The 15,993-nt window shown below is 38.5% G+C and carries 12 protein-coding genes; 5 read left to right on the plus strand and 7 right to left on the minus strand.

The genetic code is table 11. The annotated features are described in order from the left end of the window. Positions 1–174: 174 nt before the first annotated feature. The 4 genes from K6I41_RS04905 to K6I41_RS04920 form a co-directional block, all read right to left on the minus strand. The gene (locus K6I41_RS04905; protein WP_250375307.1) at positions 175–1,617 is read right to left on the minus strand and encodes a cryptochrome/photolyase family protein; all 1,443 of its coding nucleotides are present in this window, start codon (positions 1,615–1,617) and stop codon (positions 175–177) included. Between the two features lie 118 nt (positions 1,618–1,735). Further along, on the minus strand, positions 1,736–2,218 hold the full coding sequence (slyD, locus tag K6I41_RS04910) for a peptidylprolyl isomerase (protein WP_005307390.1): 483 nt from the start codon (positions 2,216–2,218) through the stop codon (positions 1,736–1,738). Between the two features lie 135 nt (positions 2,219–2,353). Then, positions 2,354–3,640 (minus strand): NAD(P)/FAD-dependent oxidoreductase, encoded by a 1,287-nt coding sequence (locus K6I41_RS04915; protein WP_250375308.1) that lies wholly within the window; start codon positions 3,638–3,640, stop codon positions 2,354–2,356. A 98-nt stretch (positions 3,641–3,738) separates the two neighbouring features. Continuing rightward, positions 3,739–5,058 carry a D-alanyl-D-alanine carboxypeptidase PBP6B gene (locus K6I41_RS04920; RefSeq protein WP_151826788.1) on the minus strand — a complete coding sequence of 440 codons (1,320 nt, stop codon included), beginning with the start codon at positions 5,056–5,058 and terminating at the stop codon, positions 3,739–3,741. 171 nt (positions 5,059–5,229) lie between these two features. Here K6I41_RS04920 and K6I41_RS04925 point away from each other — a divergent pair, with 171 nt between their 5' ends. Then, positions 5,230–6,933 carry a M61 family metallopeptidase gene (locus K6I41_RS04925; protein ID WP_250375309.1) on the plus strand — a complete coding sequence of 568 codons (1,704 nt, stop codon included), beginning with the start codon at positions 5,230–5,232 and terminating at the stop codon, positions 6,931–6,933. Positions 6,934–7,331: 398 nt separating this feature from the next. After that, on the plus strand, positions 7,332–9,569 hold the full coding sequence (locus tag K6I41_RS04930; RefSeq protein ID WP_005307379.1) for an NADP-dependent isocitrate dehydrogenase: 2,238 nt from the start codon (positions 7,332–7,334) through the stop codon (positions 9,567–9,569). 114 nt (positions 9,570–9,683) lie between these two features. On the opposite strand, the gene K6I41_RS04935 is transcribed toward K6I41_RS04930, so the two are convergent. Continuing rightward, positions 9,684–10,472 carry an rRNA large subunit pseudouridine synthase E gene (locus tag K6I41_RS04935; protein WP_250375310.1) on the minus strand — a complete coding sequence of 263 codons (789 nt, stop codon included), beginning with the start codon at positions 10,470–10,472 and terminating at the stop codon, positions 9,684–9,686. A 196-nt stretch (positions 10,473–10,668) separates the two neighbouring features. On the opposite strand from K6I41_RS04935, the gene icd reads away from it, so the two are divergent. After that, on the plus strand, positions 10,669–11,925 hold the full coding sequence (gene icd / locus K6I41_RS04940; RefSeq protein ID WP_250375311.1) for an NADP-dependent isocitrate dehydrogenase: 1,257 nt from the start codon (positions 10,669–10,671) through the stop codon (positions 11,923–11,925). Between the two features lie 40 nt (positions 11,926–11,965). Here the strand turns inward: icd and K6I41_RS04945 are convergent, their stop codons facing one another. Beyond that, entirely contained in the window at positions 11,966–12,091 is a 126-nt protein-coding gene (locus tag K6I41_RS04945) for a hypothetical protein (protein ID WP_013197121.1), read from the minus strand. Further along, a complete protein-coding gene (locus K6I41_RS04950; protein ID WP_250375312.1) occupies positions 12,088–13,266 on the minus strand; it encodes a YbfB/YjiJ family MFS transporter in 1,179 nt (392 codons plus the stop codon). Before K6I41_RS04950 ends, K6I41_RS04945 begins: the two co-directional genes overlap by 4 nt. 95 nt (positions 13,267–13,361) lie before the next feature. Between K6I41_RS04950 and K6I41_RS04955 the strand changes: the two genes are divergently transcribed. Then, positions 13,362–14,243, plus strand: a complete 882-nt coding sequence (locus tag K6I41_RS04955) for a LysR family transcriptional regulator (protein ID WP_151826790.1) — start codon at positions 13,362–13,364, stop codon at positions 14,241–14,243. Between the two features lie 208 nt (positions 14,244–14,451). Next, the gene (locus K6I41_RS04960) at positions 14,452–15,846 is read left to right on the plus strand and encodes an L-cystine transporter (RefSeq protein ID WP_005307367.1); all 1,395 of its coding nucleotides are present in this window, start codon (positions 14,452–14,454) and stop codon (positions 15,844–15,846) included. Positions 15,847–15,993 lie beyond the last annotated feature (147 nt).

Consider the following 15,993-nt stretch of genomic DNA (forward strand, 5'->3'; position numbering starts at 1 on the left):
TGTAATGTTAATTTTTTTATACTTTTATTACTAAACGTGAGACATTGCGAAGTTATTGTTGTTTATGGCCTTTTTAAGTATCTATTATGTTTATTTGTAGATCAAAGTCACCATTTAGTCAAATATTGTTATTATTTTTTAATCAAAAATAAACAGATAAGACGTAATTCTTATCTAAATACTCTTGTATGTTTCAATTGCTTTCATACGAGTTTCTTTCAAATCAACAATTGGCTTTGGATAATTCAACTGAAGCGGAGTTTTACTTGAGTAGGGTTCATGAATCACTTTATTGTCTAGATGAGCTAATTCATCCACCCATTGACGAATATAGTCTCCGTTTGGATCAAATTTCTTAGACTGAGCAATAGGGTTAAAAATTCGGAAATAGGGTACAGCATCAGTTCCAGTTGATGCACACCATTGCCAACCACCATTATTCGCTGCTAAATCTCCATCGATTAGGTGTTCCATAAACCATTGTTCACCTATTCGCCAATCGATGAGTAGGTTTTTACATAAAAACATAGCGGTAATCATGCGGACTCGATTATGCATCCATCCTGTTTTTTGTAGTTGACGCATGCCTGCATCAATAATTGGTATACCTGTTTGGCCAGTTTGCCATGCGGTTAGGTGCGCTGGATTATGATTCCATTTAATTTTCTGAGTATCTTTTTTAAACGGAATGTGTTTAGAAACATGTGGAAAATCAAATAAAATATGCTGATAAAACTCTCGCCAAAGCAGTTCATCTAACCAAGTCTGCTGACCTTCGTTTGCAAGATGGAAGTTGCCATGTTCAGCTCGGAAAAGAGCTTGTAAACATTGACGAATAGACAAAATTCCAAGATTTAAATAGGGAGATAGTTGGCTAGTTCCTTTTACATTTGGAAAGTCACGTTCTAATTTATAATCAGATAAATGATTTTCAATAAATACGTCGAGCTGCTCCAGAGCAAAATCTTCTCCAGTGGGCCACAAGTTTTGTTGGTCTTTAGGAATAGATGAGTCAAAAAAAGCTTCGATATCTTCTAGACTTAAACTTTTTATATTTGAATCAGACTCTGGATTAGCTTTTTGCTTTTCAGGAATTGGATAGCACTGAGGCAAACCGCTGATATCTAGTTTTGAATAACATGCTTTTTTAAATGCGCCGAAAACTTGATATGGTTGCTGTGACTGGTTGCGAATAGAACGTAAAGGAAAAATCGTACGGTCATGAAACAAAAAGAGTTCTTTACCTTTTTGATTTAAAGCCTGCTGTACAGTTTTATCTCTTTTTAACTCATTCACGCCTACTTCTATATTTGAGTAAACATTTTCGATATGAAGTTGATGTGTAAGTTGGCAAATATAATCTGCAATATCTTTCCAGTAGGGAATGACTTGAATGATCAGTGGAATATTAAGCTGTTCTAATTCTTTTTTAAGTTGTTGAAGCTGATGTAAATAGAAATTAATTTTTATAGGTGCATCTTGATGTATTTTCCATTGTTCAGGCGACAAAATAACTAACCCAATTGAAGGTCCTTGCTGGCAAGCATGCCATAAAGCAGCATGGTCTCGAACTCTCAAATCCTGACGAAACCAAATCAGCTGATTTACGTTTGACATGAAAGATACCCTTATAAAGTTGAGTGAGTTAGAGGTTTATTATCAAGATATTATATAAAAATAAATACATAAAAAAAGCAAAGCCGAAGCTTTGCTCTTATCTTCATCTAAAGATGAATTAGTGGTGGTGACCACCTGCACCGTGTACGTGACCGTGATCTAATTCTTCTTCAGAAGCTTCACGGATTTCTACGATTTCAACTTCAAAAGTTAAATCTTGACCAGCAAGTGGGAAGTTAGCATCTACAACAACGTTGTCGCCTTCAACAGCTTTAACAGTTACGATCTGAACGCCGTCATCTGTTTGAGCTTGGAATTGCATACCAGGTTGAATGTTTTCAACACCTTGGAACATTTGAGCTGGAACTTCTTGTACTAGGTCTGGGTTGTATTCGCCATAACCTTCAGCTGCTGGTACATTAACAGTAAATTTGTCACCAACAGTTTTACCTTCTAATGCATTTTCAAGACCAGGAATGATATTGCCTGCACCGTGCAAATAGGCAAGTGGTTCGCCTTGAGATTGATCAAGTGTTTCACCCTCAGCGTTTGTTAATTTGTAGTGGAATGAAACCACGTGGTTATTTGCAATAGCAGTCATGTTTTTGATCCATTCAATCAATTAAAGCGTACATCATAAAGTGAAAAATAAATTTTGTAGACTACAAAATCTTAATCTTTGGCACTTTTTCTAATGCGTTTTTATATAAATAGGGACGAACTTAAAAAATTCAACTTAATACAGCTTAATTTTTGGACGTACACGTCTTGTAAGTAAATCTTTCATTGTGAGTAGTCCAGCTTGAGTGTATCCATGAATCGTTGCTTGATGTAAACGATACAAAGATACGTACATGGTTTTTGCAATATAACCTTGCACACTTACATCGCCAAGTAATTCTCCAACGGCTTTATGACGACTTAAAGACACGAGGGAACCTTTGTCGTTAAAAGTGAACATTGGTTGTGAACGGCCATTAAGTCTGGCAGCCATAGCATCAACTAAAAAGCTTGCTTGTTGGCTGGCAACTTGAGCACGTGGTCCAAGAGGAGGGTTTCGTGCATCAAGCTGGCAATGAGCACAATCACCAAACGCAAATACATTTGGATCAGAATAGGTTTGCAACGTTGCATAGACCATTAAACGGTTAATATTGTCGCGTTTAAAATCTGTAAAGCTTTCTAGTACCTTAGGTGCTTTTACGCCTGCTGCCCAAACGGTAATATCACTTTTGAGTTGGTTGCCATTGCTAAAGTAGATGCAATGCTTATCAATTTTTTCAACGCGGTGTTGAGTTAAAATTTCAACGCCCATTTTTCTGAGTTGCTCGGCACTGTGTTCAGCAGTTTTATCCGTCAGAGCAGGTAAAATGCGCTCAGAGGCTTCAATGAGTGTAATTTTGACTTGGTTGGGGTGAATCTTCTTTAAACCATATCGATAAAAGTTTTTGGTTGTTTCAATTAACTCGGCTGCAAGCTCTACCCCTGTTGCTCCCGCACCAACGATTCCAATATTTAAAGTTCGCTGATTAGGTTGATTTTGAGCTTCAATATAAAGATGTAATAAATCTTGCTGGAAAACATCGGCTTGTTTTCTGCTGTCGAGGAAATGACAGTTTTCACGTACACCCGTGGTATTAAAGTCATTTGATACTGAGCCAAGCGCTAAAATAAGTGTGTCATAACTTAGCTCTTGCGGATGATTCTGTTGATCCTTAGACACTTGAGGGGGCATTAGTTCAATTAATTTTTTATCTTTATTGACCCCAACTAATGTTCCTAGCACAAATTCATAATGATGTTTTTCTGAGTGTGCGAAATAGTTAGTTTGTTCTTCATGCGGATTTAAAGAACCAGCAGCGATTTCGTGAAGCAAAGGTTTCCAAATATGAGTGAGGTTTTGGTCAACCAATGTAATCTTTGCTTTACGATTTTTCCCAAAAGTTTCACCGAGTTGTGTTGCCAGTTCTAAGCCACCAGCACCACCACCAACAATTACAATATGATGTAAATTTTGGGCCATTTTTTTCACCTAATTATTTTTCTATAAAAAAAGATGGCTAAATTATGCCATCTTTTATTTATAAAATTTATTGTGCGTCTGTGCACAATTTGATGTTTTTAGTGCGAATCTACAGGGTAGAGTTTTGCAGCACTATGTTCACTTGATGAAAAAATAGAGAAGAGGCTAGAAAACCACATTGCGATTTTTTGGAAAATATTAGCTTCTTCAATATGTACGTTATCTTCGATTTGAAGACTACGGATCAGTTGATTATTTTGATAAATCGATACTGTTGCTAAGCTCATTACTTTCATTAACGGCGCAGTTAATTGTTTTTCATTTAACTCAATGTTTACACGTGTTTGAGTCGTTTCGAGCGGAGCAATAACCTTTGGCTGAAGGTTACTATCAAGTACTTGAACGCGCTGAGTGATATTATCAAAATTATTTAAGTCAATTGGTGCTGGGTCAGCATATAAAGAAGTCGTGACAATCGTAGGCTGCTTTGTCGCTACCTTAAACATCTTTAAAGTCGACTTTACAACAGGCAGCTCGGCAATTAATTTTTGCTCAGGAATAATGACTTCATCACGTGTATAGGTATAAGCAAGATTCATTAATTTATCTGCAATCTCAGCACGTTTTACCGCACTCGGTGTACCTAAAACGATGACCAATAAACGTCTTTGAGCTAAGTCTGATGAAAATGAAGGACGTGAAGCTGTTAATGCCAAATTATAACCCGCTGCTTTAGTGTAACCAGTTTTTAGACCATCAACAGATGGATCATATTTCAAAGCAAGGTTAGTCGCATGGTGAAAACGTTGATTGAAGCTAAAGCTTGGCATTTTTGAATAATGCAAATATTCAGGCGTTTCTTTAATTACGGCCTGACCTAATAAGCTTAAATCATGTGCCGTAGTGTAATGATCCGGCATCGTAATTCCAGGAGGGTTACTAAAATGGGTATCTTTCATACCCAGAGCTTGAGCTTCCTGATTCATACGTTGTACAAAATGAGGAACATCACCAGAAATTTTTTCAGCTAAGGTCACGGCTGCATCATTCGCAGACATAACAATTAAACCTGCCAATAACTGATCAACAGAAATTTGTTCACCAGCTTTAAGATACATTTGTGATTCGTCCCACTGCACGACACCAACTACTGGTGTTGCAGTAATGATTTCTTCTTTTTTCAGCTTTCCGGCTTTAATCTCTTTTAAAGCAATATAGGCAACCATCATTTTGGTTAAAGATGCTGGCGCACGTTGCACGTGGCTATTATGCTCGGCAATGATTTGACCCGATTGAGTATCTACAATAGTCCATGCGGCGGCTTCAACACTTTCAGGTGCAATATTGAGTAGCGCAGCATTGGTTAGGGTGGTGCAGAAAAGACTGAATAGGGTAAAAAGAGATAGAAAAAATTTCACGGATGACCTTAACTTTTACTGGCAAATACGGGACACAGATGCACAGCATGCTATGCCTTTTTTTAATGGAAGGCTAGTGGAAATTGTTGCCAAAAAATACATGTACGCAAGACGATACAAAAAAGTGATAATCTAATACGAAGCCGTTCTTATTTTTAAATTGAAGAATTTATGTTGCATTATCAAATTGAGTTCGATGATTACAAACAACACCTTGTTCACGTGACAATTCGTTTTTTAGCCAATCCGAATCAGGAACTTTGGCTGCCAACGTGGATTCCAGGTAGTTATCTAATTCGAGAGTTCTCAAAACATATTGAAGCCGTTAAAGCTTATGATGAAGCTGGACGTCTGCTGGATATTAAAAAAACGAGCAAGAATCGTTGGCGTTTATTTAATACCGATCATGAGTTAATGACGATTGAATATGATGTTTATGCATATGATTTGTCTGTACGTGGTGCATATGTCGATCAGACCCGCTTATATATTAATCCAGCATGCGTATGTTTAGCTTTAGAAGGCCAAGAGCAGTCTGCTTGTGAAGTCGAAGTTTTCTTACCCGATGAGTTAAAACATTTTCAGTTAGCAACGGGCTTAGCTTCGAAAAGTCTAGTCAAAGGCCGCTTTACTTTAAAAGCCGATCATTATGATCAATTGATTGATAGCCCGTTTGAATTGGCTGATCAAACACGCTTTAGTTTTGAAACACATGATATTGAACATGAGTTTGTAATTTCTGGCCCACATAATGCCAATGTTGATCGCTTAAAAACCGACATTGAAAAGATTTGTGCAGCCGAAATAAATATGTTCGGTTCAGCGCCCTTTAAAAACTATACCTTTATGACGATGGCAACAGGGAATAGTTATGGCGGATTAGAACATTGCAATAGCACAAGTTTGATTACACCGCGTGACGATTTGCCAAAATCAAATGAACCAGCTGAACCTTCTAAAGATTATCAACGCTTTTTAGGCTTATGTAGTCACGAATATTTTCATTCATGGTTAGTAAAGTTTATTCGCCCAGAAAACTTTGCAAACTATAATTTGCATCAAGAAGGTTACACCACTTTACTTTGGATATTTGAAGGTTTTACTTCATATTATGACGACCTGATTTTATTGCGTAGTGGCGTAATTTCTCAGAAGTCTTATCTTGATTTACTTAAAGCGCAAATTGATCGCTATTTACAAAATCCAGGCCGTTTTGTTCAAACAGTGGCCGAATCAAGTTTTGATGCGTGGATTAAATTTTATCGTCAAGATGAAAACTCGAATAACGCGGGTACGAGTTACTACAATAAGGGTGCTTTAGTTGCGTTGTGCCTAGATTTAGGTTTACGTCTACGTGGTTCTAGTCTTGATGCTTTAATGCGTCGATTATATGAAAATACTCAAAATGGTATGCAAGTAAACGAAAGAACCATTTTTGATTTATGTAAAGAACTGACGGGTGATAATTGGATTGAACAGATTAATCATCTGATTAACACGACTGATGAATTACCGCTTGATCAATTGTTTCCTGAGTTTGGCTTAAGCTATAGAGTTAAAACCGACAAATCTTTGCCATTAGGCTTAAAACTTGTCGATAAGCCAGAAGGTGTGCTTGTGCAAAGTGCCCGCCGTGATAGTGCAGCAGCGAAAGCAGGTATTTCTGCCAATGATGTGATTATTGCAATTGATGGTTTAAAAGCATCCACTAAGCTTATTGAGAAGTATGCAAAGCAGGGCGGAACTTATACTGTCTTTGCTTTCCGTCGTGATGAGTTAATCTCTTTTGAAGTCGATTGCGCTACATCTGATTTAACTGAAGTTGAACTTATCGTTGAAGATCAAGCTAAAACTGAAAAATGGTTAAAAGCTTAGATTAAAGCTAAATAGTTTATAAAAAACCGATGTTTTGCACATCGGTTTTTACTTTTAAGTACTTCCAGATGGCGAAATCCGTTTTGCCTTTGAGTTTATTTTGAATGAAAAGTATAATAATTGTCAGAACACTGAAAGATATCTCATGTAATTTAATGATGTTTAATGCCTGAAAAGTGATCTGAATGTGCGTATTACAATGACTTAGATATCAGAAAATTATCTATATATTTGAATTATGTATTATTTCGCTACGAAATGTCGTTATCACTGGATATTTCGTTGACTGGAAGGCAATGAGAGCCGATACTCTCAGGGTTTTATTTAAGCATATCGGTTCGTAGGCACTGGGCCAAAAGCTCGGTCCTCAACACTCAATCAAACGGAAGGGGCTATATATGGCTGGTGAAAAGTCAACTATTATTTACACACTGACTGACGAGGCGCCACTATTGGCGACCTATTCGCTACTGCCGATCATTGAGACCTTTACTAAGCCAGCTGGCATCGAGATTATTAAAAGTGACATCTCTGTAGCTGCACGTGTGCTCGCAGAATTCGCTGATTACCTAAGTGAAGAGCAAAAGGTATCCGACAACCTTGCAGAGCTTGGTCGTCTTACACAAGATCCAGATACTAACATTATCAAACTCCCGAACATTAGTGCGTCTGTTGCGCAATTAACTGCATGTATCAAAGAGCTTCAATCAAAAGGTTATGCAATTCCTGATTATCCGGAAAATCCTGCAACCGAAGAAGAAAAATCAATCAAAGCTCGTTATGGTAAGTGCCTTGGTTCAGCAGTAAACCCTGTCCTTCGTGAAGGTAACTCTGACCGCCGTGCTCCAGCAGCAGTTAAAAACTATGCGAAAAAACACCCTCATTCAATGAGCGAGTGGAAACAGTGGTCACAAACTCATGTTTCACATATGGAAGAAGGTGACTTCTACCATGGTGAAAAATCAATGACACTTGATCGCGCACGTAATGTGAAAATGGAACTTATCACGACCAGTGGTAAGAGCATTGTTCTTAAGCCAAAAGTTGCGCTTCAAGAAGGCGAAATCATTGACTCAATGTTCATGAGCAAGAAAGCACTTTGTGATTTCTATGAAAAAGAACTTGATGATTGTAAAGAAGCGGGAATTTTATTCTCTCTACACGTAAAAGCGACAATGATGAAAGTTTCACACCCGATCGTTTTCGGTCACTGTGTGAAAATTTACTACAAAGAAGCTTTCGAAAAACACGGTAAGTTATTTGACGAATTAGGCATTAACGTTAATAACGGTATGGCTGGGTTATACGAGAAAATCGAAACTCTTCCTACTTCATTACGTGAAGAAATCATTGAAGACTTACATGCTTGTCAAGAACACCGTCCTGCACTTGCAATGGTTGACTCAGCAAAAGGCATCACTAACTTCCATTCACCAAACGACATCATCGTTGATGCTTCTATGCCAGCAATGATCCGTGCTGGTGGTAAAATGTGGGGTGCTGATGGTAAGCAATATGATGCTAAAGCTGTTATGCCAGAATCAACATTTGCCCGTATTTACCAAGAAATGATCAACTTCTGTAAGTGGCATGGTAACTTCGATCCGAAGACTATGGGTACTGTACCGAACGTTGGCTTGATGGCTCAAAAAGCTGAAGAATACGGTTCTCACGACAAGACTTTTGAAATTTCTGAAGCTGGTATTGCAAACATTACCGATCTTGACACTGGTGAAGTGTTATTGACTCAAAATGTTGAAGAAGGCGATATCTGGCGTATGTGTCAGGTTAAAGACGCTCCGATTCGTGACTGGGTAAAACTTGCAGTAACTCGTGCACGTAACTCAGGCATGCCTGCGATCTTCTGGCTTGACCCGTACCGTCCACACGAAAATGAATTAATCAAGAAAGTACAAACGTATTTAAAAGATCATGACACGACTGGCCTTGATATCCAGATTATGTCTCAAGTTCGTGCAATGCGTTACACACTTGAGCGTGTAGTACGTGGTCTAGATACTATTTCTGTGACTGGTAACATCTTACGTGACTACTTAACTGACTTGTTCCCAATTATGGAACTTGGTACTTCTGCGAAAATGTTATCTATCGTTCCGCTTATGGCGGGTGGTGGTATGTACGAGACTGGTGCGGGTGGTTCAGCGCCAAAACACGTACAACAGCTTGTTGAAGAAAACCACTTACGTTGGGATTCGCTTGGTGAGTTCCTTGCTCTAGCTGCTTCTTTAGAAGAAATGGGCATTAAAGAAAATAATGCTCGTGCTAAGTTACTTGCGAAGACTCTTGATGAAGCGACTGACAAGTTACTTGATAATGGTAAGTCTCCATCACGTCGTACAGGTGAGATTGACAACCGTGGTAGCCATTTCTACTTATCACTTTACTGGGCAGAAGCACTTGCTGCACAGAATGAAGATGCTGAGTTAAAAGCTAAATTTGCTTCACTTGCAAAAACTTTAGCTGAAGAAGAACCTAAGATTGTTGCTGAACTTGCCCAAGTACAAGGTAAACCAGCTGACATCGGTGGTTACTATGCAATTGATAAAGCAAAAGTAGATGCTGTAATGCGTCCAAGTGCTACATTTAATGCAGCTCTTGCAACTGTTGGTGCTTAATTACTAACTCGTTAGTGAATAGCTCAAAAGCCGGTGTATAAACACCGGCTTTTTTATTTTAAAAATAAATGGCATTAAAAAAGCCCACCGAAGTGAGCTTTGAAAATTTAGATCTTAACGACTATTACGTCCACGACCACGTGGTGCTTTTGTATTTGGACGAGTTGTACCATTGGTCTTACGACGTGGCTTTTCACTTTCATCCATTTGCCAGATGCGTTTTGTACCAGACTTTTTCGCAGAACCATCTTTGTTTTTACGAACCATCGGTTTGCCACCAGTACCACCTGGTTTTTTCACATATGAACGTGAACGATAAGGCTCTTCCGCAGGAACATCTTTAAAGTCAGGATAAAGCAAAGGCTCAATTTCTTTCACATCACCAGGTCTTAAACCGAGTTGAACTAAATCAATTGAACCAATTTTAGTACGGATTAAACGTAAAGTTGGAAAACCTACCGCAGAAGTCATACGACGAACTTGACGGTTACGACCTTCACAAATAGAGATTTCAATCCAAGATGTTGGAATGTTGGCACGATAACGTACAGGTGGATTGCGTTCCCATAACCACTCAGGTTCACTTACTTTAATGGCAGTAGCCGGAAGCGTCATACCATCATTAAGTTCTATACCTTTACGAAGCTGCTCAAGCGCTTCTTCAGTTACATCGCCATCAACTTGAACTAAATACGTTTTGTATTTTTTATTTGCAGGATTGGTAATGAACTGGTTAAGACCACCATGATCGGTTAAAAAGACTAAACCCTCAGAGTCCATGTCAAGACGGCCTGCCAAGCGCAAAGTCGGGTCATCAACAAAGTCCGAGACGGTCATATGCGCTTCGTCTTTACGAAACTGGGAGAGAACGTCATAAGGCTTGTTGAGAATGACAATTTTCATAAAAAATGGCTTCTTCTTTCAAATAACTAGAGAAAACATTGAGCTATATTTAAGTGTGAAATTTGCTTATTTCCCACATAAATCTCAAAAAGAATTAAATTCGATTAAGCTATTATGCGTTAATAAAAGTTGAAAGTATTGTTTATCGATAATTATTTTTAGTTAATTAAGTATTATAAAAGGGAGAATTTACACAATGGGTTATCAGAAGATCGTAGTTCCTGCTGACGGCGACAAAATTAAAGTAAATGCAGACCTGTCACTGAACGTACCAAACCATCCAATTATTCCTTTCATTGAAGGTGATGGTATTGGTGTGGATATTACGCCAACCATGAAAACAGTTGTAGATGCTGCTATTTTAAAAGCTTACGGTGGCAAGCGCTCAATCGAATGGATGGAAGTGTATTGTGGTGAAAAAGCCAATAAAATTTATGGCGACTACATGCCAGAAGAAACGTTCGAAGCACTTCGAGAATTCGTTGTATCAATCAAAGGTCCGTTAACGACTCCAGTGGGTGGTGGTATTCGTTCACTCAACGTTGCCTTACGCCAAGAATTGGATTTATATGTTTGCGTACGTCCAGTACGTTGGTTTGAAGGCGTTCCTTCACCTGTTCAGCACCCAGAATTAACAGATATGGTGATTTTCCGTGAGAACTCGGAAGATATTTACGCAGGTATTGAATGGAAAGCTGATTCTGAAGAAGCTAAAAAAGTGATTAGGTTTCTTCAAGAAGAAATGGGTGTCACAAAAATCCGTTTCCCTGAAGGATGTGGGATTGGAATTAAACCTGTATCGAAAGAAGGTTCACAGCGTTTAGTGCGTAAAGCCATTCAGTTCGCAATCGAAAATGATAAGCCTTCTGTGACGCTAGTTCACAAGGGTAATATCATGAAATATACCGAAGGGGCATTTAAAGAATGGGGTTATGAATTGGCTCTAGATCGCTTCGGTGGAGAACTAATTGATGGCGGTCCATGGGTTAAAATTAAAAATCCTAGAACTGGTAAAGACATCATTATTAAAGATGTGATTGCAGATGCGTTTTTACAACAGATCCTTATGCGTCCAGCAGATTATTCCGTTATTGCTACTCTAAATTTAAATGGTGATTATATTTCTGATGCTTTGGCAGCAGAAGTAGGCGGTATTGGTATTGCACCTGGTGCAAATATTGGTGGTGCAATTGCAGTTTATGAAGCAACTCATGGCACTGCGCCTAAATATGCAGGTCAGGATAAAGTAAACCCGGGTTCTATTATTCTTTCTGCGGAAATGATGCTACGTGATATGGGCTGGACAGAAGCTGCAGACCTGATCATTAAAGGAATTGCTGGAGCGATTGCAGCTAAAACCGTAACTTACGATTTTGAACGCCTAATGCCGGGTGCAACCTTATTACGTTGTTCTGAATTTGGTGATGCGATTATCAAACATATGGAAGATTAAATAAATTTTGCATAAGAAAGCCCTCTGTTGAGGGCTTTCTTTATTGCATAAATTCAGGATGTTTCGGAGTCTTAATAAAACCAGTTTTCTTTTGATAACTCTGGTCTAGGGCTTGAATAACAAGAACGAAAGCAACTAGAAATAAAGGAAAGAGCAGAGTTTTCACGATTTGGTTTCTCCGAGAGTTGAGGTGAAAGAAGGGCGTACAGGAAATAAAAGGCAAACCGCAAAAAGAAGAACGATTCCACCCAAAAGAAAGAGATGGGCATAAGACCAATGCAAATGATGCAAAGTACTAATGACAACCCCACCTAAAAGCTGAGTGCTAGCAAACCCAATAGTGGCAAGGCTCCAAAGCTTTTGATAACGTTGCTCATAAATCTGTAGCAGACTATAAGAACTAATAAATACGGTTGCGGGAGTCAGTAAGCCTGTCAAAAGTGAAGACAAGGCGAGTAAAGAAGTGGTCTGTGAAAGGAAAGGTAAAACAACGGCTAGGCAGTAAATGCCATAGAGCCATTTAATGGCCTGTATATATCCCACTATTCGGCTTAAGCAATAAGCGACAAATGCACCAATGCAGCTTCCTAATCCATAGAGAACCCAAAATAAATTTCTTTGCTGCAATGGAAAATGCAGAGTTCCAGATAAATAATCCATCCAAAACAAAGAATGTGGAATATAGGCAAAGGCACTACACATATAGGCAATAATAATGACAAGGCCTAAACGTGATTTTTGTGAGGTTGCTAGAGTTGTCGATTGCGGTTTAATCATCTGGGCCGTATTACCACTTAATAAGCGATAAAGAGTTAAGCTTCCTAATAAAGAAATACCTGCAAAAATATCCCAAACATAATGCACGGGCATATTTTTAAGTAGGGGAATAATAATGGTGCCAGATAAAACCCCCACACCAATTCCGCTAAATCCTAAAAAATTAACTTTTAATCTTTGCGTGGTGGGAATGTATTTCATTGCAAAGCTAGGTGCCAAAATCATAAGTAAGCCGCCAGCAATACCTGAAATTGTGCGCCAGAAAATGAACCACACCAAAGGCATATCCATGAATGAACAGCATAGTAGGCTGAGGCTGCCAGCTATAGTCGAAAGTACGATCATGGATGGGACGTACTTTTCTTTAATACTCAATAGCGCTAATAAGGCACCTATGAGATAACCCAATAAATTTGCGCTGCCTAAGTAACTGGCAAAATCATGGGTCCAGTGGTACTGCTCGATCATGATGGGCATAAGCGCAGTATAGGAAAACCTAAAAACACCAATTCCCAAACAAGTTGCCAAAAAGACAATTAAGCTCATTCGATAAAACGTAGACATGAGAAGACGCTCAATTTTTTATTATTAAAAACGAGTTTATCAATCATTAAAAATGATTTAATATGATAGTGGTTATCTTGTTTTGAGATAGTGAGATGTTACTTAAGTCTTTAGAGTTTTTTTTAGCGGTTGCAGAGAGTGGAAGTTTTTCATTGGCTGCACAAAAAATGTATACGGTTCAATCGAATATCACGAGCCATATAAAAAAACTTGAAGAAGAGTTAGGGGTTATTTTATTCAATCGTAATAATCCTGTGACTTTAACGAATGCAGGACAACAGCTACATAGTTACGCTGTTCAAATGATTGCATTGCATGACAAAGCTAAAAAGATCTTTCAAGAAGGTGATATTGACCCGAATGAAACCATTCGTTTAGGCAGCATGGAAACAACCGCAGCAATACGTTTGCCACAGTTGCTCAATCAATCTATGCAGCAATATCCTACTTTGCCTATTGAGCTTCAAACTCATCCGACCCGTTATTTATTAAATGCGGTACATCAGGGGGAATTGGACTGTGCTTTTGTGGCATCTAAACATTCGATTCCTGAGTTATATAGTTTTCCTGTGTGGCATGAAGAGCTGGTTTTGGTTTGCCCTAAGCAACAACAGAGTTTTCCAGATAAGGCAACCCTTGCAAAGACCAGATTTATTGCATTTCGACAAGGTTGTTCATATCGACATGCGATAGAGCTTTTCTTGAATGACTTTAGTATTCCGCCTTCACAAATTATGGAAATGGGAAGTCTTGATGGAATCGTGAGCTGTGTAGAGTTGGGTGTTGGTTTTGCTTTATTACCGAAATCATATCTCACAAAAGTTGCAGATAAAGTTTCAGTCAATTCTTTTGCACTAAATACAGAATCTGCTTTTTTCACTACATATTTAGTTGCCCAGTTACCAGAAACATGGGGGACCAATTTAAAGCAATTTATTCATTTTATTGAGCAGCAATTTGAATTAAAGGTTGCTTAAGTAGAGGCTGATTTTTATAAATAAATATCTCACTTAATTTATAAGTAAAAAGTGATATATATGTATTTAAAAGTCATTTTATATTCTCACGCAAGTTTGTAATCATCTTGATGCTATAAAATTGTTGAAAAGGGTAGTTTATATAGGCCGGCTATGGTCAAATATGCCCCCTTGAAAGATGACACAAGCAATAATTTGGAGTTTGGGAATGAATATACCCTTAATCATCAATATTGTGGTTTTTGTCGGGTTAATATTTTTACTCGCCCAAACACGTAAAACAGACTGGAGCTTATCGAAAAAAGTTCTGGCTGGCTTAGTTCTAGGTGTAGTGTTTGGTTTAGGACTACATTTGATTTATGGCGGTGGCCATCCGATTCTTGCTGAATCTATTAGCTGGTTTAATATCGTTGGAAACGGCTATGTAAAACTTTTACAAATGGTCGTTATGCCTTTGGTATTTGTGTCTATTTTGGGAGCAGTTGCAAAATTACACCAAGCCTCATCTTTAGGCAAAATCAGTTTTTATACGATCGGCACTTTACTCTTTACAACGCTGATTGCTGCACTGGTAGGGGTATTTGTTACTAACCTATTTGGCTTAACGGCAAAGGGTTTAGTGCAAGGTGCTGCTGAAACTGCACGCTTAACTGCCATTAATACAGATTATGTAGGTAAAGTTACTGATTTAAGTGTACCGCAATTTATTCTTTCTTTTATTCCAAGTAATCCATTTGCCGAATTAACTGGTGCAAACCCAACTTCAATTATTAGTGTGGTTATTTTTGCTGTCTTTTTAGGTATAGCTGCGCTTAACCTAATGAAAGATGATGCAGAGAAAGGCCAGCGTATTCTGACTGCAATTCAGACTTTACAGTCTTGGGTAATGAAGTTGGTTCGTTTAGTGATGACCCTTACACCGTATGGTGTTTTTGCCCTCATGACCAAAGTTGTGGCAAGTTCGAATGTGGCAGATATCTTAAATCTAGGCGGTTTCTTGGTGGCATCTTATTTAGGTTTAGCCATCATGTTTGTTGTGCATGCCATTATTTTGACCCTGACAGGTGTTTCTCCTGTTAAGTTCTTCAAAAAAGTTGCTCCTGTTCTGACATTCGCATTTACCAGCCGTTCAAGTGCTGCCAGTATTCCACTGAGCATTGAGACGCAGACTCGCCGTTTAGGTATTCCTGAATCTATTGCAAGTTTTTCTGCTTCTTTTGGTGCGACCATTGGTCAAAATGGTTGTGCGGGTTTATACCCAGCAATGTTGGCAGTCATGGTTGCGCCAACCATGGGAATTAACACGCTAGATCCAATGTGGATTGCATCGTTAGTAGGTATTGTGACTTTAAGTTCAATTGGGGTTGCCGGAGTAGGTGGAGGTGCGACTTTTGCTGCACTCATTGTTCTTCCTGCTATGGGCTTACCTGTGACTTTAGTTGCCTTGCTGATCTCAATCGAACCCCTCATTGATATGGGACGTACGGCATTAAACGTAAATGGTTCAATGACTGCTGGCGTAGTTACGAGCCAATTTATGGGGCAGACTGATAAAGACATATTAAATAGTGAAGATGAAATTGAGTTAACTCAACATCATTAAGACTTAGTATTAAACGGCTCATCTACTTTGGATGAGCCGTTTTTTTATATGCTTAAATTGCCCCTGTGATGTTAATTTTTAAAAAACTGTATCTGTTTTTCTTTTAAATAATTTTCGAAAATGGACCTATTACAAAAGAGAGCGCTA

It is taken from the genome of Acinetobacter sp. AS23, assembly GCF_023612055.1.
Taxonomy (GTDB): Bacteria; Pseudomonadota; Gammaproteobacteria; order Pseudomonadales; family Moraxellaceae; genus Acinetobacter; species Acinetobacter oleivorans.